Source organism: Athalassotoga saccharophila (genome assembly GCF_009936215.1).
GTDB classification, from domain to species: Bacteria; Thermotogota; Thermotogae; order Mesoaciditogales; family Mesoaciditogaceae; genus Athalassotoga; species Athalassotoga saccharophila.
The window spans coordinates 1,681,957-1,701,828 of record NZ_AP019551.1; the positions used below are offsets into that span (position 1 = coordinate 1,681,957).

The window sequence follows — 19,872 nt, forward strand, 5'->3', positions numbered from 1 at the left end:
TAAAAAATGAAGAAAGTATCTGTGTTCCTTGCTTTGGCGGTATTACTTGCATTTTCGATCTTCGCGTCTAGCTGGATGTTAGATCAAACCACAGGCGGGATCATGCCGACAGACAGTTCTTACAAATACGGAGGAACCGTCGTCGTTGTTAACTCAGGGTTACAAACTCCATTTAGCATCAATCCATTGTCTCCTCAGGCACAGTTGCCGGTCGTTCCCGAGATTTACGAATCTCTTTTCTACATAAACACGATAAGTGGCGAGATAACGCCGCTTCTTGGTGTAAATTACAAATGGGAAGATAACAATTTGAAACTCGTCGTTAAAGTAAGAGATGGCGTCAAATGGTCAGATGGAACGCCATTTACCGCGAATGATGTGGCCTTTACATTTAACCTTGTCAAAAAATACCCTTCATTTGACACGAGCGGTCTTTGGAAAAATTCAGGTCTCAAAAGTGTAGAGGCATCCGGCGATACCGTCGTGTTCAATTTCGACAAGCAAAATACGCCTTTGTTTTTGAACATAGCAAGCCAGTACATAGTGCCCGAACATATATGGTCAAACATAAAAGACCCTACAACATTTACAAACACGACAAATCCCGTCGGAACTGGACCATTTTTGTTCAAAAGTTATTCTCCAGACAATCAAACGACGATCATAGTTAAAAATCCAAATTACTGGATGAATGGTAGACCTTACGTTGATGAGGTAGAAATACAAAATGTCAATTCGAACAACACAACCCTTCTTATGATGCTAAAACACGAGGCAGACTGGGGATCTTCCTATTTTCCGGATATAATGAACATATGGGTGAACAAAGATCCACAAACAAACAAAATCTACTGGCCGGTTAACAATTTCAACGCGCTCTATCTCAATACCCAGAAATCTCCATTTGACAATCCGGTCTTTAGAAAGGCAATTTCAATCGCCATAGACAAAAATGATCTCGAACAGAAAGCATATTTCGGAATAGGTGGCGTTGCCAACCCAACCGGCATTGTTCCGGCCCAACTTAAGGAATGGTTAGATCCAACCTTGACGGCTCTTGCGTCTGAATTGAACACTTACGATCCACAAAAGGCCCAGACATTACTCGCATCGATAGGATTTACAAAGAATTCGGCCGGACAACTCACAGATCCAAATGGAAAAGTATTGCCAACATTCAAGATCCTTGTCGGTGCCGGCTGGACCGACTTCATAACGCAGGCGCAGATAATTTCCGAAAACCTTTCGAAACTTGGGATAAGCACGATCATAGATCAGGCTCCATGGTCTGCTTACATTTCATCTTTAATGAGCGGAACGTATGACATGGCGATATGCTGGGGAGTTTCAGGTCCAACGCCTTATTACGTCTATTACCAAAGATTAAATCCAGCCTTCTCAGCCTCAAAGATCGGCGAATCGGCCCTTTCAGATTACTCAAGGTACACGAATCCTCTAATAACGAATGCGCTTGAAGTTTACGCAAGTACAAGCGATTTGAGACTTCAAAAGCAGGCAATGTATACGATAGAGCGAATAGTGCTCGATGATGTACCATTCATCCCTCTAACAAATAGAACAAACTTTTCAAATTTCAGTGCCGCAAAATTCGTGGGATGGCCTTCAGATTCTAATCCATATTGTGCCGGTGGAGCGACGAATGGACAGGGTGGAGAGATCATACTTTTGAATATTCATCTAAAATAGATATGGGGGCTATCCCCCATATCTTTAAAAAGAGGTGCAATATGTCTGAAAAAGTTGAAAATCTTTTAAAGTCTATGAGTAACGAAGAAAAGATAGGACAGATAATGATATGCGGCTTTGATGGCAAAAATCCTTCCGAAAACATACAAAAACTTATAAAAAATTACCATTTGGGAAATGTCATTCTTTTCAAAAGAAATATAGAAAGCCCAGATCAGGTTAAAAAATTAACATCAGAATTGCAACGCATGTCGAAGATTCCACTCACGATAGCAGTTGATCAGGAAGGTGGGATAGTCACGCGTCTGACAGAACCATTTACGGTCTTTCCGGGCAACATGGCAACGGCCGCAACTAATGATCCACACAACGCGTATTTAACAGGACTTGTTATGGCAAAAGAGATGCGTGCCGTAGGGATCAACTGGAATCTTGCACCGGTCGTCGATGTGAATGATCTGCCAGAGAATCCCGGCATAGGCGTTAGGAGTTATTCGGACGATCCGAGAATCGTTGCAAGATATGCATCTGAATTCGTGAGAGGATTGCACGACGGCCATGTGGCGGCATGTGCAAAACATTTTCCCGGTAAAGGACACAGCGCAAAGGATGCACATTTTGAAATGCCTGTTGTAAACAGAGAATTGGACGATCTTGTAAGGATAGAACTTTATCCATTCAAAGAATTGGTAAGAGACGGTATCGATTCGATAATGCCGTCCCACGTTTATTATCCGGCACTTTGTGAAAGTGAAATTCCGGCAACGCTTTCTCATGCCGTTATGACAGGGCTTCTTAAAAAAGAGATGAATTTCGATGGCGTAACCGTTACAGACGATCTTGAGATGGGAGGAATAACGACAAATCTTGAACCATCTGAAGCCGCGTGGAGATCCTTGATGGCAGGCGCCGACATGATTATGATCTGCCACACCTTCGAAAAGCAGATAGGATCAATCGAGAATTTGATCCAAATGGTCAAATTCGGTGATATCCCCATCGAAAGACTAAATGATGCTGTCAGACGCGTATTGAATATGAAGGAAAATCTTGGTCTTTTAGATGGACAGATCGTGATAGACTCCACGATAGGATCTAAAGAAAATTCGGACATCGCATACGGTATAGCAAAAAAATCAGTAACGCTTGTCAGAAACATGGATAGTTTGATCGAAAAAATCCCAAATTCAAAGATCTTTTTGATCTTTCCAAAAGATCTTGCACTTACAAACGTTGAAGAAAATGCCGGAGGCATGTCTGAAATAGAAAAACTATTCAAAGAAAAGGGAAAAGGCATAGAAAGTCTTTACGTTTCTTCAAAGCCCAGCGAGTCCGAGATAGAAGAGGTTACCAAAAAAATTAGCAATTTCAACGGCATCGTCATCATCGGTACGTTAAACGCTCATCTAATAGCGGAGTGGAAAAAACTGGTAAACGCCGTCATGAATGTGCGAAATGACAATGTCCTTATCCTTGCCCTTAGAAACCCGTACGATTGTGTTATGGACGGTGTCAGAAATTCAGTCGCACTTTACAGTTATTCGAAGGTTTCTCAAAGGGCCTTTTCCGAGATGGTTTTGAGTGGTGAAAGATTTACCGGAAAGGCTCCGGTGAAATTATGAAAAGAATCGATGAGATCTTTGCTGAGGCGATAAAAAGTGGCACATTTCCGGGAGGGGTCCTACTTGTTGGCGATCACGAAAAGGTGATCTTTGAAAAATCTTACGGTACTTTGTCCAAAGATTCAAAAGAGCCTGTTTCAAATGACACGATATACGATCTTGCATCTATGACAAAGGTTGTGGCAACAACTCCCGCGATAATGAAGTTAATCGAAGATGGAAATTTACGCCTATACGATCCGATAAGTTTGTTTTTGGATGAATTCAAAACGGACGAGAAAAAAGAAATAAGGATCTTTCATCTTCTTACACACACATCTGGACTCCCGTCTTATTCCGAAGGATGGAAGTATACCCGAGGAAAAGATTTGATGAAGGTTATAAATTCAACGCCCCCGATAAATCCTGTAGGGTCAAAGTACCTGTACTCATGTCTCAATTTCATAACCTTAATGGAAATAATCGAGATGGTAAGCGGGAGAAGATTTGACGAATTTACAAGATCTGAAATCTTCGAGCCTCTCGATATGTTTCATACAGCCTTCAGACCACCAAAGGACTGGAAAATAGCGCCAACGTCCCAAAGAGATGGAAGAACTTTGCAAGGCGATGTCGATGATGAACTTGCCTATTATCTTGGAGGGATAAGCGGCAATGCCGGACTTTTTTCAAATGTGACGGACCTTTACAATTACGCAAAGATGTACCTTAACCAGGGCAAACACAAAGATCGAAAGATCTTTTCCAAAGAAACGATAGAGTCTTTCACGTGCGAGGCTTTCAACGATGGCCAGAATCGCAGAACTTTGGGATGGGACATGAAAGGTTTCGCATGCTCTTGCGGTGATCTGATGACAAAATATGCCTTCGGTCATACGGGCTTTACTGGCACATCTATATGGATAGATCCACGAATAGACATAGCGGTAATTCTACTCACAAACAGGGTAAACATCTCAAGAAGGGAAAATCAGGACAAGATAATAAGATTCAGGCCACTACTTCATAATTACATCGTCGCAAATAGGGGGTCTTTGGGTGAATGAGATAGATGTGCTTGTGGAAACTTTGAAAAAACCTGAAAGGAAAATTCTCGGTATGATGTCTGGAACGTCGGCCGATGGTGTCGATCTGGTATTGACTATAGTTAACGGATGTGGCAGATCGACGAAATGCTCCGTCGAAAGGGCCGAACATTTTGATTATCCAGATGATCTGAAAAGAGAAATTCTTGACTCCATGAAGGTAAAGGCCTTGATGAGAGACGTATGTGTGCTTGATTTCAAAGTTGGAGAATTTTTCGGCGATTGTGCGAAAAAATTTCTTGGAGATGAAAAAATAGATCTTATAGCAAGTCACGGCCAAACGATTTTTCATAATCCTCCGAGCAGATCATCTCATCCATGCACACTTCAAATCGGGGATGGCGACATAATAGCGATGAGATCTGGAGTTATAACGGTCTCAGATTTCAGAATAAAGGATATCGAGGCCGGAGGAGAGGGAGCGCCTTTAGTCCCACATGTCGATTACATACTTTATTCAAGAGAAAATGAATCGATATCTCTTAACAATTTGGGCGGCATCTCAAATCTTACCTATATTCCAAAAGGCGCAGATGAAGAAGATATTTTAGCCTTTGATACGGGGCCGGCAAATGCCTTGATAGATTTAGTCGTAAGAAGGTACTTTGATCAGCCTTACGACAAAGATGGCATCTTGTCGTCAAAGGGAAAGGTAAATACATCACTTTTAGAATTTCTTAAATCCAAAGAAAAGGATTACCTTTTGAAAAAACCTCCAAAATCGACGGGAAAGGAAGTGTACAACGAAGATTACCTTCCCACTCTTTCTCTTGATCCGGCCGATATTTTGAGGACCGTTGTGGAGTTTACATCCTGGAGCATATACGAGTCTTACAAAATGTACGTTATACCTAATGGCCTTGACAGAGTTATCCTGACTGGTGGCGGATGTATGAACAAAACGCTTGTCGAATCGTTAAGAAGGTATTTTGGAAAGATTCCCGTCGAGATAGCAATTGATTGGCAATGGAGAGAGGCAAAGGCCTTTGCGATTTTGGCAAATGAACTTTTTTGCGGTAAACCCGCGAATGATCCCAAGGTTACAGGCGCAAAATCAAAAGTTTTGCTCGGTAAAATTTCATTACCATGAAGGTGGTAAAATGAAAATAGACAGAAAGGATCCAACTCCCATTTACCATCAAATATACATGGATTTAAAGAAAAAAATAGAAAAAGATTTCAAACCCGGTGAATCTCTCCCTCCAGAAGAAGAACTTGCAAAGATTTACGGTGTAAGCAGACTTACAGTCAGGCAATCTTTAAAAAATCTTTTGGAAGATGGATTAATAGAAAAACAAAGGGGAAGAAGATCAAGAATAGCCGAAGGAAAAAATATACAAAATCTCTCTGAATTGCGCGGATTTACCCAGGAGGCATTATTGTTAGGTCATACTCCTTCTTCGATTGTCATCGCAAATAAATTGGTCAATGTCCCCGAAAACATAGCGGAAAGATTCAGAATCAGGACCGGCACAAAGGTCATATTTCTAAATAGGTTAAGATTGCTTGATGGCGTTCCCTATGCTATAGAGTTCACTTACGTGAATATATCGATCGACTTCAAACTTTTAGATATCCTCGATATGGACATGTCCAAATCCTCTCTTTACAACTTTTTCCGGGAAAATGCCGGTATAAAACTCGAATATGCCGATGAAACGATAGAGGTTGTTCAGGCAAGTGGAGAAAATGCGAAATTGTTAGGAATTCAAAATGGAAGTTGTATCCTGCTCAGGAACAGATATACATATACCTCTAACGGTGATTGCATAGAATACGTTCAATCTTATTACAGAGGAGACAAATACAAATTCACGGTAAGAATAAGATCCTAAGGAGATGAAAAGATGATAGCGGTGGGAATAGATGGAGGAGGGTCAAAGACAGAATTTTGCCTGTATGACGGAAGAATAATAAGGTCTATTTTGATAGAAGAGCCTTCGAATTACCATCTTGTCGGTATAGAAAAGGTGAAAGAGGTCATATCGCGGGGAATAAAAAAGGTATCGGAAGGATATACCTTTGACGTCGTTGGAGCGGGATTGAGCGGCGTTGACAGGGAGGCGGACAAAAAACAAATAGAAAGAATTTTCAAAGAGATAGGAATAAAAAATTTCTTCATTCAAAATGATGGCATTGCCGCATTGTGGGGTGCGACAGGCGGAACGGGTATACTTCTCATAGCCGGAACTGGATCGATAGTCGTCTCAAGAAATGAAGACGGAGAGATAAACAGGGCCGGAGGGTGGGGATATGCCTTTGATGAATATTGTGGAGGATACTGGTTTGTCACACAAGCGATAAAGCATCTTTTGGATTACAGGGACAGAGGAATATACATCCCGTTCGGAGAAGAGTTGACGAGATTTTTTGGATTCGAAAGGGTTGAGGATCTTATATACCTTTATTATTCCGGAAATTTCGATAAATCAAGGATATCTTCGGCCGTTAGCATCGTTTTTCAAGCGGCAGAAAGAGGTGAAGAATTACCGCTTTTAATATTGAAAGAAGGCCTCGAAAATGTGATGCGCATGATAGGAATCGTCAAAAAGCGTGGAAGGTTCAGAGAAGATTTCACCTTCTCCTACACCGGCGGGCTTTTCAAGTCCGAATACTTTCTCAAAAGATTCAAGAGGGTCTTTGAAGTGTACTTCCCAAAGGCAATATTTTTAAGTCCTCAAAATAGTCCCGCTGTGGGATCGGCAATAATGGCAATCTATGAAATGGAGAGAAGGAAATGAAAGAAAATGAATTTTTTGAAAAGGTAAATTCTTTACTCGATAAAAGACTGTGCGCTTACGGATTTAAAATAATTCACGAAGGCCAATTCAGAGTAATTGGCTTTATAGACACAAAAGATTCGATGAACCTTTTAATTCAAAATTTTAAAGATATAATCTTCGATCTTACAATACTCGATGAGACGATTCCTTTCCAAATCAGATATGGGGTTGTAAATATCCCGGTAATCGATATGAGGCGAGACCCTCGCTTTAGAAGCGAACGTATTCACCAGTTGATCTTTGGAGAGATCGTAAAGATCCTAAGATTTGAGAATGAATATATTCTGGTAAAGGACATAAGAACAAACTATACAGGGTATATAAAGGGATCTCAAATCGATCTCATATCTTTCGATCAAATCGAAAAAATGAAGAACGAGTTCGAAGAAGGAGTTGTGAGTGAAAGATTTGCACGGGTAAAGTGTGGTAATGATGAATTTTTTGTGCCATTTGGATCGAGGATTCCCGGTCACAAGATCGGTAACAAATGGAAGGGAATGATCGGAGATAAAAGGGTTGAATGTCAATTCACAGACGTAAAGGTCCAGCGATCTTTTAAAGACATTGAAGAAAAATGGATCCTGTTTTTAGGCACACCTTATTTGTGGGGGGGCGCCTCCTCTTACGGTTATGACTGCTCCGGATATGTCGGGAGGCTTTACGATTATGCCGGAATAAAGATTCCGCGCGATGCCGATCTTCAGCAGAGATTTTCTTTAGAAATAGAAGAAAAAGATCTGAGATTTGGCGATCTTATCTTCTTTCCGGGCCATGTTGGAATGTACGTAGATGGACGGATGGTTCATGCGAATCTCACACAGGGTGGAGTCGGGATTTCACACATAACAGATCCTTCCAACGATTACGAAGAAGATTTGAGAAAGAGTATTTTAAAATTCGGAAGGATACATTCTACAAATATTAAAGAATTTGACTTTTGAAATAAAAATTTTTTATGGTACAATACCTTAGACACATGATCCGGGTATCAAGATGGTAAATCCACACCTTGGATCAGTGATTTCTTTGAGAAAAGGAGGTGCGCTAAATGTACGCCATACTCGAAATAGGGGGGAAGCAGTACAAAATCTCAGAGGGAGAGGCTTTCAAGACCGAACTCGTCAAGAATGCCAAAGAGGGTGAACAAATAGTTATCGACAAAGTTTTAGCGGTAAAGGACGATAAAGATCTCAAGATAGGCTCTCCTTACCTCGAAGGCGCGAAGGTTACGGCCACACTTGTTGAAAATGGCAGATACAAAAAGGTCATAACTGTCAAGTTCAGAAGAAGAAAAGGCTATCGAAGGGTCAAAAATCACAGACAATGGTATTCTTTGCTAAAAGTTGAAAAGATCGAAGCATGACACGATGTGAGTTCTTTTTGAATGAAGGTGTTTTTGAGGGTTTTAAAATAACCGGACATGTTGGAATAGACGTAAAGGGAAAGGATGTAGTCTGTGCGGCAATAAGTGCTCTTTCTCAATCGACATTGATAGGATTAAAAGAGGTAATGCATCTTAACGTTGATTACGAATTGAAAGATGGTCTTTTGAAGTGCCATCTTAGAGATAAAAATGAATGCGCGCACACGATGATAAAAACTCTTTACGAGACACTGCTTCAGTTATCAAAGCAATACCCTAAAAATGTATCTGTTCGAGAAACGGAGGTAAAGAAATGAAAATAGAGATTCAACTCTTTGCCACGAAAAGTACCGGAGTTGGTAAAAATGGAAGAGACAGCAATCCAAAATATCTCGGTACAAAGGTTGGAGATGGCCAGATAGTAAGAAGTGGAAATATACTTGTAAGACAGCGCGGCACAAAAATATGGCCGGGTGAAAATGTTGGCCTTGGTAAAGATTTCACCCTTTTCGCCATCAAGGATGGCAAAGTCAAATTCGAAGTACGCAACGGAAGGAAATACGCAAAGGTGGAGGTCAATCAGTGAGCAAGGCAAAGCAAATATCTATAATAGGGATCTTCTCGGCACTTGCGACCCTTTTGATGCTTCTTGAAATCCCGATGCCGCAACTTGTGGGATTCAAGTACGATGGAAGTGAGATAGCCACTTTGATGGTCGGATTCATGATCGGACCATGGGCTGGCATTTTGACCGAGATAATCAAAGATTTGCTTTACTTTGCGATAAGAGGGACAGATATCATTGGTATATTGATGAATCTTGCCGCAGGAATCATCTTTGTGGGAACGGCATCGTGGATATACAAAATACACAAAACAAAGGTCAGAGCTGTCTTTTCAATGATCGCTGCAAGTCTTGCCACGACTGTCGGAATGGCAGGATTGAATCTCCTTGTTTATCCACCGTATTTGCATGTTTCTTACATTTTTATATTGAAGGATTATCTTTGGATAATAGTGTTGTTTAACCTTCTTAAGACAGGCATAGACAGCACGGTCGTCTTTTTGGTGTATAAGAAAATTTCCACATTTTTCAAGGTTGAAAATTGGGAAGGTAAAAAATTTGTGGAGGGAAAATATGAGTCAAAAAACTTACCTCGCTAAGCCAGGAGAAGTTGAGAAAAAATGGTACGTCATCGACGCTGCCGGCAAACCGGTAGGGCGTCTTGCAGTTGATATAGCAAGAATTTTGATGGGAAAAAATAAGGCAACATACACTCCCCACGTGGACAACGGAGATTTTGTGATCGTGATAAATGCAGACAAAGTGATCTTGACCGGCAATAAACTCGACGATAAAGTTTACAGACGCCATTCAGGGTATCCCGGCAGGCTAAAAGAGATAAAGGCAAGGGATATGCTTGCAAGTCATCCCGAAAGAATGATAGAAATAACGGTCAAGGGTATGATGCCCAAAAATGTTCTTGGAAGGCACATGCTGAAAAAATTGAAAGTCTACAGTGGTTCCGAACATCCTCATATGGCTCAAAAGCCTCAACCTTTGTCCATCAATTTATGAAAGGAAGAGTGAATTAAATGGCCTCTACGTCTAACATCGTCTTTTACGGGACTGGAAGAAGGAAAACGGCCGTTGCGAGGGTTTATTTAAAGCCCGGGAGCGGGAAGATAGTTATAAATGAAAAAGAGTACCCATCATTCAAAGATTACCTCAAAAGTGAGGTACTCGAAATCATAACGAATTTGCCATTCACTGTTACAAATACGGTCAACCAATTTGACATATTTTGCAGGGTAAACGGCGGAGGTCTTGAAGGACAGGCCGGGGCATTACAACTTGGTATAGCGAGAGCCCTTCTGAATTTCAACGAGAATTTGAGATCACCTCTGCGCGCGAACAACCTGCTGACAAGAGATCCACGAATGGTCGAAAGAAAGAAATACGGAAAGAAAAAGGCAAGAAAGAGTCCGCAGTATTCAAAACGCTGATTTGTGAAAAGTCTCGAGGAATTCAAATCGCAGTGCGACATAGTAAAAGTTGTGTCGCACTATGTTGTGCTTGAAAAAGCGGGATCGAATTACAGAGGATTGTGCCCGTTCCACGAAGAAAAAACTCCTTCATTTTATGTCAATGCGGAAAAGGGCTTTTTTCACTGCTTTGGCTGTGGTGCAAGCGGTGATGTCATAGAATTTGTAAAAAAAATCGAAAATCTTTCATTTGGCGAAGCCGTTCAAAAGGTTGCCGATCTTTGCGGGATAGAATCTCCGCTCACCGGTAAAGATGACGAATTCTCAAAATACGTCAAATTCACCCAAATGCTTTCGAAAACTTATACGGATATGATCTTTTCTCCAATTGGTAAGAATGCCCTTTCCTATCTTTTGAATGAAAGAAAGATGTCAATGGAAGATTTGAAGGAATTCGAAATAGGTTATGCTCCTCCAAATTCAACGGTGACAATTTCTGTTGCCAAAAAAGTTGGATTCGAGGAACAGAAATTATTTTCTTACGGTTTTTTGTCCCGCGGAAAGAATGGATCAACCTATGAATTTTTCAGAGACAGAATAATCTTTCCAATTAAAAACTCAAGCGGCAAAATAGTAGCCTTTGGTGGAAGGGCGATAGGTAATGTAGAGCCTAAGTACTTGAATTCACCAGAAAATAGGTATTTTTCTAAGTCAAAGGTGCTTTACCTTTTTGACAGGGCGAAAGAAAAGATGAAAAGTTTCGATTTCGCCATAATATGTGAGGGATACATGGACGCGATAGCCTTTCACAAAAATGGATTCGTCAATTCAGTTGCAGTACTCGGGGTAAACCTCACCGAAAATCACATAGAAAGCATAAAGAATTTCACCAAAAATCTGTTATTAGTGCTTGACAGTGATAGGGCCGGGGTAAATGCAATGGAGAAACTTTCCAAAGTCCTCTCAAAGTACGACTTAAACGTTAAGGTCCTTACCTTCACAGACGCAAAAGATCCCGATGAGTATTTCAGAGTTCACAACAGAGATGATTTCAAAAAGACCCTCGACGGTGCGCTCGATTACTGGGAGTTCTATGTTAGAAGTATAATAGGAAATACGGTTGATCTTCCAAAGGCCGTCAAAAAATTTGCCGATGCAACTAAGTGGATAGAATCTCCAATTCTTAAAAATACCCTATCAAGAATAGCGGCCAAAACCTTGATGATAGACGAAAAGGAAATGATGTACGAGATGAAAACTATATATTCGAACAATTTGACACCTGAGAAAGTCAAAATAGAGCGAATGAGTTTTGAGGATTCTATCGTGTATCTGCTTTTTGCCGGAGATGAGGTTAGATCTCGTCTGATCTCTGAAATAGAAGACAATTATCTTTCGAACTTCACCAAAAAGATCTTTGATCTTGTCAAAGATGGTCATACCTCTCCACAGGAAATAATAAAGATGCTCGACGAAAATGAAAGCAAAAGGTTCTTCAAGATCATAACTTACGATCCAAAGATTCAAAACATGGATGAAGCCGTAAATATGATAATTGTAAGGTTAAGGGAAAGGAAGATAAAATCCGAAATTGCAAAACTCGAAAGTGAGATGAAAAGCACGGAAGATTCCCAAAAGAAAAAGATTTTACAAAATAAGATGCTTTCTCTTTACGCCGTTTTGAAAGGAAAGCGAGGTGATATCGATGGCCGATAGCAACGCCGTAATAACTAAGAAAAAAATAGAGGCTTTGATCCAAAAGGGTAAGAAAAATGGTTACGTAACATACGCCGACATAGACAGCGCCATCCCCAATGATGAAGAATTAGATTCAAATCTGCTTGAAAAAATATACGAAATGCTCGAGAAGGAAAATATCGAGATTCACGATGAAGGTGAAGACATCACAGATGAGGGTGAAGCCTACGTAGACACAGAAAGTTCTGAAGTCAAAAGATATCTCACGTATCTCGATGGCCAGCAGCCTTCCGTTTACGACAACGCCAATTTGAAAGATCCGGTCAAACTTTACCTCAAAGAGATAGGAAAGATACCTCTTCTTTCTCCAAGCGAAGAAAGAAAACTTGCCAGAAAAGCGGCGGCCGGCGACGAAAAGGCAAAACAAAAGTTGGCCGTTGCGAATTTGAGGCTGGTCGTTAGCATAGCGAAAAAATACATGGGCCGCGGACTGTCCTTTCTCGATCTGATACAGGAAGGAAACATAGGTCTTTTAAGGGCTGTAGACAAATTTGACTGGAAAAAGGGATACAAGTTCTCAACCTATGCCACATGGTGGATAAGGCAGGCAATCACACGTGCTATAGCGGATCAGGCAAGAACGATAAGGGTACCAGTCCACATGGTTGAGACGATAAACAAGATGAACAAGGTTATAAGAAATTACATGCAGGAATATGGGACATATCCGACGATAGATGATCTGGCGCGTGAGATGGGAAAGCCGAAGGAGAAGATAAATGAGATTTTAAAAGCCGCAAGAGAGACTATCTCTCTTGAGTCAACGGTTGGAAATGATGATGAATCAACGGTTGGAGATTTCGTCGAAGATCCGAATGTCCTCTCTCCAGAAGATGCGGCAGCCCAGATGATACTTCATGAACAGATCGACAAAGTTCTCAACACGCTTAGTCCTCGTGAAGCCATGGTGCTCAAAATGAGATATGGTCTCATAGACGGTAAGGCAAAGACGCTTGAAGAAGTTGGTCAGTACTTCAACGTCACAAGAGAAAGAATAAGACAGATAGAGGTAAAGGCTTTAAGAAAATTAAGACATCCAAGCAGAAGCAAACATTTGAAAGTTTTCATGGGACTCGATGATGAATCAGAAGTAACGCAGAGTACGCAAGAAAAATAAAAAAGGTGGATAAAATCCACCTTTTTTATTATCCCAATTTGATCGAACTGTAATCTCCTATTATGAAATTGTGAACCTTTGGCTTTTTGTCTATGCTCGATACATTCGCATTTTTTCCTATGATGCTTGCGTCTATTCTTACACCCACATTTCTTACAACGGCATTTTCAAGAAGAATCGAATTTTCCACTTCGGCGTTTTCGATTATCACGTTTTTGCCTATGGATGTGTAAGGACCTATGTAGGAATTTATTATCGTCGAGTTTTGATCTATCGAGACCGGACCGCGAATCACAGAATTCACTATTTCAACGCCTTCTTCTATGACTATATGGCCTTCTATTTTTGTACCTCCATTTATTACTCCCATCTTCTTTGAATGTTTTACATTTTCGAGGATCCTTCTATTTGCTTCGAGAAGATCTTCGGGGCGGCCCGTATCCTTCCACCATCCGTATATTATATGGCCTTGAACCTTGTAATTATGCTCTATAAGGTATTGGATGGCATCCGTTATCTCGTACTCTCCTCTCCACGATGGCTTTATATTTGCTATACCATCGAAGATCGAAGAGTCAAAGATGTAGACTCCTATTATTGCAAGGTTGGACGGCGGATTTTGTGGCTTCTCAACGACTCTCGATATCGTATTTCCATTGACAACGGCAACGCCAAACCGTGAGGGATCGTCGACGGGGGTAAGAAGGATCGAAGCGTTCAACTTCTCTTTTTCAAAGTCTTTAACAAAGGTTACAAGATTTTCCTGAATAAGATTGTCTCCAAGGTACATCAAAAAAGGCTCTCCGTCGAGAAAATCCTTGGCCGTGCTAACGGCATGGGCAAGGCCTTTGGGATCTGCCTGAATTATGTATGAAAGTTTTGCACCAAAGTTAGATCCGTCTCCGAGAGTTTCCTGAAAGGCCTGAATATTTTCTGTGTTAACTATCATTCCTATTTCATTTATACCCGCTTCCTTTATCTTTTCTATGCTGTAAAGGATAACCGGTTTGTTTGCAACGGGTATAAGTTGTTTGGCACTTGTGAAAGTGAGAGGACGCAAACGCGTCCCCTTTCCGGCACACAGTATTATCGCTTTCATTTTTCTTTACAATTCAACTTTGCGTACGCGTCCAAGGCCGCCGTTATCAAAGGATAGACAACTGGCGAGGCCGTAACAAGCGGATGGGTACCTATTTGCAAAGTTGTTAAATCGGCAACGGTCATTCCACCTTGAATTGCCGTGCCAACAACGTTTATCATTTCTCCCACTGACTTTCCACCCATCATCTGGCAACCTATCAAAACACCGCTGCTCTTTGAAAAGATCAATTTCACCTTTACCTTGCTCGTGTCTGGAATCGTTGCAGGGTGTCTGTCCACGGAGTTTGCAATCCCTATTTCAACATCAAAACCGCCATTTCTGGCATCTGTCTCATCGAGACCTGCAGCGGCAAAGATGAATCCTCCCACAGATGTTGAAAAGACGCTTAGATCTCCCTTTACCTGGCGTATCAATTTGAGATTGTAAAGATTGGCAGCCGCGATTCTTGCATCAAAGGCCGCGACAGATGCAAGCATTAACTTGTTTGCACGCCTCGTAAAGAAATCTTTGTGCTCGGCGCAATCTCCTATCGCAAAGACATCCATTTCGCTCGTTCTCATGTATTCATCGGTCCAAATTCCACCGCTTATACCAATAGAAAGGCCTGCTTCTTTGGCAAGGGTGCTCTCTGCCCTGTATCCTATCGAAAGAATCACAACTTCTGCGTCTACGCGTTCCCCGGATTCCAAAAGCACGCCTTCAACCTTTCCATGTCCCACGATTTCCTTTACTTTGCTCGAAGTCTTTATCTTTATGCCTTCATTCTCCATTATTTTTCTCGCCTCTTCGGAAAATTCCGGATCGAAGGCAACCGGTAAGACTCTATCGAGAGCCTCTATTATAGTTACGTCTTTTTTCGCCCTTCTCAGTTCATCGCTTACTTCCATGCCTATAAATCCAGCGCCGACTACTACCACTTTCTTTGAATTGGACAGCGCTTCCTTAAGATTTTTTATCTGATTTATATCTTTTGGGACTGTAAAGACGTTTTTGAGATCGACTCCGGGAATCTTTGGCACTATTGGATTTGATCCGGTCGCAAGGACGAGTTTGTCGTATTCGAATTCCTTTCCAGAAGACGTAAAGACCTTTTTGGATTTCGGATCTATTCTTGTGACGACGTCATTCAAAACTTCGGCTCCGGCACTTTCTATTCCCTTTGTCGACATGATATCGCTTTCGACCTTGTCTAACGTGCTTATCGTGTAGGGAATACCACACGGCACCAAGGTGTCCTTTTCCTTTTTGATCATAAGAATTTTTTTCTTTGGGTAGGTAGCCAAAGCGGTGGAAACAAAACCTATTCCGGCCGCTCCTCCTCCAACTACAACTACATCGTACTTCATTTACAACATCTCCTTTTTACTTTAATATGATAAGTAGAAGCCCAATTAATACCAAAATTCCACCGATTATCACGATCTCTTTGAGAAAAGTGTAATGACCCTTTTCTATGACAACGTTAGTTTGCGCCGTCATTGTTTGACCATAACTTTCGACCGTTGCAACGACCTTGTAGACTCCGTCAGGCAATATCTGGCCATCTAAAGACTTACCGTCCCACGTAACACTCGACACCCCGTATGAGGCATCGTAATTTCTGTACCATACAAGCGTGTCTCCGGAATAAACACTTATCTGAACATATCCGTTCCTGCTTAAATTAACGTAAAAGTTTGTTGTATCCTCAAACCAGTCCCCATTTGGACTGAAGGGATTGGGCTGGGCTTTCAAAGAAATCTCGAGCGGTTTCAGAGTCAAACTCGCATTTAAAGTCGTCGTCTGCTGAAAATTGAATGCCATCGTCGATTTGTAGGGCATATACTGTGGATTGGATATTTCTACTTCGTGTGATCCAACGGGCACGAAGATTCCCTTGTTTGGATTTTCTATCTTTCCATAAGATTTACCGTCTATTCTGACATCGATGGGATAAACATTTGAGTTGACCATCAACATTCCAGCCTGAGAAAGGTTAACGGAAAGGAAATTGTCTCCAGAAATGAGATTGTAATTCATAGTCTGGCTTATGTACCATTCTTTCGAGAATCTCAACTCATGATATCCCACAGGAATTCCCGTTATGTAAGCATAACCAAGATAGCCCGTTCCTCCGGCGTAGACTCCGTCGATGTATATCTGAACGTAAGGCTGAGAATATACGTAAAGGTTCCCGGCAAGCGGTACAAGGTTAACATTAAGATAGGTTGTCTGTCCGGGATTAACAAGGACCATCGAATTGTAATAACTCTCGTAACCATTCAAAGTCACCGAAACGTTGTGGTATCCACTGCTTAAGGTTAGAGTTTGATTCCCGTTTCCGACAAATTGACCGTCGACATATACATTGGCAGATGAAGGATTGACACTTATCGAAAGAGTACCATTTATCTGTTGCTGAATTGGAACAAGGGGAATGTTGATATTCTTTTCCTCGCCAATGCCTATATAAATTTCCCCGTTCCATGGCTGATAACCGTTCATCGAGATCGAGAGGTTATGGTATCCGGCAGATACGCTAAAAGCAACAGGGCTATTTCCCGAATACTTTCCATCCAAAATCACATGTGCCCCAGACGGAACCGTTTGAACATTTAGCAAAGTCTTGACTCCGGCGTTAAGATAAAAGTATGTCCATGCAGTCCATTTTTGGGGGGACACAACAATCGATTTGACGATTGCCTCCTTGAATTTTACAAAATCTTCCTTTTGAACTGTTTCGAATTCCAAAAAAGGATTTTTCTCTGACAAAGTTCCTCCGAGTTCCAAAGGCTGCGATGAAAGTACAAATTCCACAAGTTCTATACCGGATCGCGTGCCAGATACCGTCAACGTGTAAGAAGATCCGGAAGGTATTTTGTAAGTTCCGGGTTTAAAGAAATTCTCTTTTTGGTAGTAATTTGGGAAGATCTGGGTTACATTACCGTACTGTGGCATATCAAATATGTAAAGGTACCCTTCCTTCTTTAATTTGACCGTGAAATAGATCTTCTCGCCAGATTTGTACTCACTTCCTTCAGGCTTATTCATCGAAACGGCTATAACGTCATTCGGTTCCAAAGTTATCAATTTTGCCGAAGCGAGAGATTCTACCTCGGATGGTATCTTCGCCTCTGCCGCTATCATGATCCCCCCGATCAACAGCAGAAAAGACAGTAAAAATATCTTTCTCATGGATACCTCCTTTCTTTACATATCATGCCCCGTATTTTTCAAGTCTCATGGCGTTTGCCATAAGCAAAGTCATGATATGCTTTGCCTCTATGGTACCGAGAGATCCGCGCGCACAGGATTTCTCATCGAACCTGTCGGCAAGACCATACCTTGAATATTTCGAATGAATCAGCAATGGCACCGGATGCCAACTGTGGCCACCAACAAGTGAAGGAGTTGAGTGATCGCCGGTTATCGCTATCACATCGGGCTTGAGCGACATAATCTGCGGTATGGCTCTGTCAACTATTTCTATAACATCCACCTTTGCAAGGAAATTCCCGTCCTCCCCGTAAGAATCCGTGTGTTTTACGTGGAAATAAAAGAAATCGTATTTGTTGTAATTTTGTCTAAGTACTTTTATTTCTGCCTCCAAACTTCCCTCTTCATCATCCACGTGTGGCACGTCGAGTATATCCATACCAACCAATTTCGCGAGTCCTCTGTACATTGGATAAGTCGCTATGGCCGCACTTCTCAATTTGTAAACTTCCGGAAATTTCGGTAGAATCGGATGCTTTGAAAAGCCTCTTACAAGGCATCCAGTTATCTTTCCATTGTCTTTCAAAAGTTCTGCAACCTGCTTTATGAATTTGTTGACGATATCGGACGTTTTCTTGGCTTTTGGATCTGTGACGGTGGTATAGACCATCTTTTCTCCGTCTTTTTGGGGATCGGCATCTGTGAGTTCATCTGAAAGTCCTTCACCAGTCAACTTCAGGACGAACCTGTGCTCGATGCCCGGATAGACATGTACCTTTACGCCGTCTATTTCTTTTATGTTTGCATTTATCTTTTCACATGCCTTGACATTTTCCTCTGTTGCAGGCCTTCCTGCCCTTCTGTCAACGACAATATCGCCTTTAAAGGTCGCAAAATTTCCCCTTGCCACGACATCTTTTTCGGACACATCGATGCCTATTCCGAGCGCTTCAAGAATGCCTCTTCCTATTTGATATTTCACCGGATCATATCCAAATAATCCGAGATGGCCCGGGCCACTTCCGGGAGTTATCCCTGGCAAGACTGGTATGCTTAGCCCAAGATCTGAAGACTTTGCAAGCAAATCCAAATTTGGTTTGTTCGCGCCTTCTAACTCGGTCATTCCTCCAAGATTTGGAGCGCCACCGAGTCCATCCATAACAAGAAGAATTATCTTTGTGTCATTCTTCACAACCAATTTGCCGACAAATTCCTGTATATCCATTTTGGACCTCCGCGGTTTTCAATTTTCAGTTTATTATATCACATTTCAACCTTTAACGGCGCTGGATGTGGAGGTCTCGACGAAGTATCTCTGGAACGAGAGAAATATTATTATCATTGGGACTGTCATAAGCAAAGAGGCGGCCATCATGAGTTGCCAGAAGGTGTAATAAGAGGTTCTAAAGTAATTGAGTCCCATCGCAAGGGTAAACATGTCTTTGTTGGATGTAACTATCAAAGGCCAGAAGAAATCATTCCACGTGCCCATAAAAGTGTATATGGCAAGGGTCGCAAAGGCTGGAAGGGCAACCGGGGAATCTATCTGCCAAAACCTTCTGAAGATTCCGGCTCCGTCAACTTTCGCAGCCTCATCGAGTTCATCCGGTATAGACATGTAAAACTGTCTCATTAGAAAAAGCCCCGTTACAGATGCCACTTTTGGAAAGATAAGGCCTACATAGGTATTCACAAGGTTAAAATTGACGAGTAAGTTGTAAACAGGAATTATGGTAACGGGAAATGGCACCATAAGAGTTCCAAGAAGCAAGGTAAAGATGTAATTTCGACCCGGAAATTTCAATTTTGCAAAGGCGTATCCGGCCATCGCGTCTAAGATCAAATTTCCCAGTGTTACAAATCCCGCGTATATTATTGTGTTCAAGATCCATCTTGCGTAAGGCGTTACGGTAAAGACCTGTCCGTAATTTGAAAGGGTTGCGGGAGCACCAAAGACCTCCGGTGGGATTTTAAAGATGTTTATTTCCGGAGGCCACTGCATTATGTTAACGCCGGTAGGTTTTCCGTTAAGTATGTAATTCATCGGAGCCACCGAGACAAGAAATGCCCATATAAAAGGAGTAAGGGATATTAGGGCATAAATTATCAAAACGATGTAAGAAACTTTTCTTGCGATCTCCCATTTTCTCATGT

Annotated in this window: 20 protein-coding genes; 15 read left to right on the plus strand and 5 right to left on the minus strand. The window is 41.6% G+C overall.

The window, feature by feature from the left end:
* Positions 1-6 precede the first annotated feature (6 nt).
* The 15 genes from ATHSA_RS08395 (at position 7) to rpoD (ending at position 13,421) form a co-directional block, all read left to right on the plus strand.
* On the plus strand, positions 7-1,707 hold the full coding sequence (locus ATHSA_RS08395; RefSeq protein WP_161848653.1) for an ABC transporter substrate-binding protein: 1,701 nt from the start codon (positions 7-9) through the stop codon (positions 1,705-1,707).
* A gap of 41 nt (positions 1,708-1,748) precedes the next feature.
* Positions 1,749-3,329: a beta-N-acetylhexosaminidase gene (gene nagZ / locus ATHSA_RS08400; protein ID WP_161848654.1), complete on the plus strand. Its 1,581-nt coding sequence runs from the start codon at positions 1,749-1,751 to the stop codon at positions 3,327-3,329.
* Entirely contained in the window at positions 3,326-4,375 is a 1,050-nt protein-coding gene (locus ATHSA_RS08405) for a serine hydrolase domain-containing protein (protein ID WP_197739154.1), read from the plus strand. The genes nagZ and ATHSA_RS08405 overlap by 4 nt, the downstream gene beginning before the upstream one ends.
* Entirely contained in the window at positions 4,368-5,504 is a 1,137-nt protein-coding gene (locus ATHSA_RS08410; RefSeq protein ID WP_161848655.1) for an anhydro-N-acetylmuramic acid kinase, read from the plus strand. The genes ATHSA_RS08405 and ATHSA_RS08410 overlap by 8 nt, the downstream gene beginning before the upstream one ends.
* A 10-nt stretch (positions 5,505-5,514) precedes the next feature.
* Positions 5,515-6,249 (plus strand): GntR family transcriptional regulator, encoded by a 735-nt coding sequence (locus tag ATHSA_RS08415; protein ID WP_161848656.1) that lies wholly within the window; start codon positions 5,515-5,517, stop codon positions 6,247-6,249.
* Positions 6,250-6,261: 12 nt separating this feature from the next.
* Positions 6,262-7,155 carry a BadF/BadG/BcrA/BcrD ATPase family protein gene (locus tag ATHSA_RS08420; protein ID WP_161848657.1) on the plus strand — a complete coding sequence of 298 codons (894 nt, stop codon included), beginning with the start codon at positions 6,262-6,264 and terminating at the stop codon, positions 7,153-7,155.
* Positions 7,152-8,138, plus strand: a complete 987-nt coding sequence (locus ATHSA_RS08425; protein WP_161848658.1) for a C40 family peptidase — start codon at positions 7,152-7,154, stop codon at positions 8,136-8,138. The genes ATHSA_RS08420 and ATHSA_RS08425 overlap by 4 nt, the downstream gene beginning before the upstream one ends.
* A gap of 107 nt (positions 8,139-8,245) precedes the next feature.
* The gene (gene rplU / locus ATHSA_RS08430; RefSeq protein ID WP_161848659.1) at positions 8,246-8,560 is read left to right on the plus strand and encodes a 50S ribosomal protein L21; all 315 of its coding nucleotides are present in this window, start codon (positions 8,246-8,248) and stop codon (positions 8,558-8,560) included.
* Between the two features lie 17 nt (positions 8,561-8,577).
* On the plus strand, positions 8,578-8,877 hold the full coding sequence (locus ATHSA_RS08435) for a ribosomal-processing cysteine protease Prp (protein WP_161848660.1): 300 nt from the start codon (positions 8,578-8,580) through the stop codon (positions 8,875-8,877).
* The gene (gene rpmA / locus ATHSA_RS08440) at positions 8,874-9,146 is read left to right on the plus strand and encodes a 50S ribosomal protein L27 (RefSeq protein WP_161848661.1); all 273 of its coding nucleotides are present in this window, start codon (positions 8,874-8,876) and stop codon (positions 9,144-9,146) included. The genes ATHSA_RS08435 and rpmA overlap by 4 nt, the downstream gene beginning before the upstream one ends.
* Positions 9,143-9,724, plus strand: a complete 582-nt coding sequence (locus tag ATHSA_RS08445; RefSeq protein ID WP_161848662.1) for an ECF transporter S component — start codon at positions 9,143-9,145, stop codon at positions 9,722-9,724. Before rpmA ends, ATHSA_RS08445 begins: the two co-directional genes overlap by 4 nt.
* Positions 9,699-10,139, plus strand: coding sequence for a 50S ribosomal protein L13 (gene rplM / locus ATHSA_RS08450; protein ID WP_161848663.1), 441 nt, complete (start codon positions 9,699-9,701; stop codon positions 10,137-10,139). The genes ATHSA_RS08445 and rplM overlap by 26 nt, the downstream gene beginning before the upstream one ends.
* A gap of 17 nt (positions 10,140-10,156) precedes the next feature.
* Complete coding sequence (rpsI, locus tag ATHSA_RS08455) at positions 10,157-10,567, plus strand: 30S ribosomal protein S9 (protein WP_161848664.1); 411 nt, start codon at positions 10,157-10,159, stop codon at positions 10,565-10,567.
* 3 nt (positions 10,568-10,570) lie between these two features.
* On the plus strand, positions 10,571-12,262 hold the full coding sequence (gene dnaG, locus ATHSA_RS08460; RefSeq protein ID WP_161848665.1) for a DNA primase: 1,692 nt from the start codon (positions 10,571-10,573) through the stop codon (positions 12,260-12,262).
* Complete coding sequence (gene rpoD, locus ATHSA_RS08465) at positions 12,252-13,421, plus strand: RNA polymerase sigma factor RpoD (RefSeq protein ID WP_161848666.1); 1,170 nt, start codon at positions 12,252-12,254, stop codon at positions 13,419-13,421. The genes dnaG and rpoD overlap by 11 nt, the downstream gene beginning before the upstream one ends.
* Positions 13,422-13,449: 28 nt before the next feature.
* Here the strand turns inward: rpoD and ATHSA_RS08470 are convergent, their stop codons facing one another.
* From ATHSA_RS08470 to ATHSA_RS08490, 5 genes are read right to left on the minus strand one after another with little or no spacing between them, the layout of a single operon-like run.
* A complete protein-coding gene (locus ATHSA_RS08470; protein ID WP_161848667.1) occupies positions 13,450-14,520 on the minus strand; it encodes a glucose-1-phosphate thymidylyltransferase in 1,071 nt (356 codons plus the stop codon).
* A complete protein-coding gene (locus tag ATHSA_RS08475) occupies positions 14,517-15,869 on the minus strand; it encodes an NAD(P)/FAD-dependent oxidoreductase (protein ID WP_161848668.1) in 1,353 nt (450 codons plus the stop codon). Before ATHSA_RS08475 ends, ATHSA_RS08470 begins: the two co-directional genes overlap by 4 nt.
* A gap of 16 nt (positions 15,870-15,885) precedes the next feature.
* Complete coding sequence (locus tag ATHSA_RS08480) at positions 15,886-17,697, minus strand: PEGA domain-containing protein (RefSeq protein ID WP_161848669.1); 1,812 nt, start codon at positions 17,695-17,697, stop codon at positions 15,886-15,888.
* A gap of 22 nt (positions 17,698-17,719) precedes the next feature.
* Positions 17,720-18,943: a 2,3-bisphosphoglycerate-independent phosphoglycerate mutase gene (locus ATHSA_RS08485; protein WP_161848670.1), complete on the minus strand. Its 1,224-nt coding sequence runs from the start codon at positions 18,941-18,943 to the stop codon at positions 17,720-17,722.
* 45 nt (positions 18,944-18,988) lie between these two features.
* Positions 18,989-19,870: a carbohydrate ABC transporter permease gene (locus ATHSA_RS08490; protein ID WP_161848671.1), complete on the minus strand. Its 882-nt coding sequence runs from the start codon at positions 19,868-19,870 to the stop codon at positions 18,989-18,991.
* Between the last annotated feature and the right edge of the window lie 2 nt (positions 19,871-19,872).

Bases quoted from the DNA above. Each gene is read 5' to 3' on its own strand.
- ATHSA_RS08395 (WP_161848653.1), top strand. From the start codon at position 7: ATGAAGAAAGTATCTGTGTTCCTTGCTTTGGCGGTATTACTTGCATTT.
- nagZ (WP_161848654.1), top strand. From the start codon at position 1,749: ATGTCTGAAAAAGTTGAAAATCTTTTAAAGTCTATGAGTAACGAAGAA.
- ATHSA_RS08405 (WP_197739154.1), top strand. From the start codon at position 3,326: ATGAAAAGAATCGATGAGATCTTTGCTGAGGCGATAAAAAGTGGCACA.
- ATHSA_RS08415 (WP_161848656.1), top strand. From the start codon at position 5,515: ATGAAAATAGACAGAAAGGATCCAACTCCCATTTACCATCAAATATAC.
- ATHSA_RS08420 (WP_161848657.1), top strand. From the start codon at position 6,262: ATGATAGCGGTGGGAATAGATGGAGGAGGGTCAAAGACAGAATTTTGC.
- ATHSA_RS08425 (WP_161848658.1), top strand. From the start codon at position 7,152: ATGAAAGAAAATGAATTTTTTGAAAAGGTAAATTCTTTACTCGATAAA.
- rplU (WP_161848659.1), top strand. From the start codon at position 8,246: ATGTACGCCATACTCGAAATAGGGGGGAAGCAGTACAAAATCTCAGAG.
- rpmA (WP_161848661.1), top strand. From the start codon at position 8,874: ATGAAAATAGAGATTCAACTCTTTGCCACGAAAAGTACCGGAGTTGGT.
- rplM (WP_161848663.1), top strand. From the start codon at position 9,699: ATGAGTCAAAAAACTTACCTCGCTAAGCCAGGAGAAGTTGAGAAAAAA.
- rpsI (WP_161848664.1), top strand. From the start codon at position 10,157: ATGGCCTCTACGTCTAACATCGTCTTTTACGGGACTGGAAGAAGGAAA.
- rpoD (WP_161848666.1), top strand. From the start codon at position 12,252: ATGGCCGATAGCAACGCCGTAATAACTAAGAAAAAAATAGAGGCTTTG.
- ATHSA_RS08470 (WP_161848667.1), bottom strand. From the start codon at position 14,520: ATGAAAGCGATAATACTGTGTGCCGGAAAGGGGACGCGTTTGCGTCCT.
- ATHSA_RS08475 (WP_161848668.1), bottom strand. From the start codon at position 15,869: ATGAAGTACGATGTAGTTGTAGTTGGAGGAGGAGCGGCCGGAATAGGT.
- ATHSA_RS08480 (WP_161848669.1), bottom strand. From the start codon at position 17,697: ATGAGAAAGATATTTTTACTGTCTTTTCTGCTGTTGATCGGGGGGATC.
- ATHSA_RS08485 (WP_161848670.1), bottom strand. From the start codon at position 18,943: ATGGATATACAGGAATTTGTCGGCAAATTGGTTGTGAAGAATGACACA.
- ATHSA_RS08490 (WP_161848671.1), bottom strand. From the start codon at position 19,870: ATGAGAAAATGGGAGATCGCAAGAAAAGTTTCTTACATCGTTTTGATA.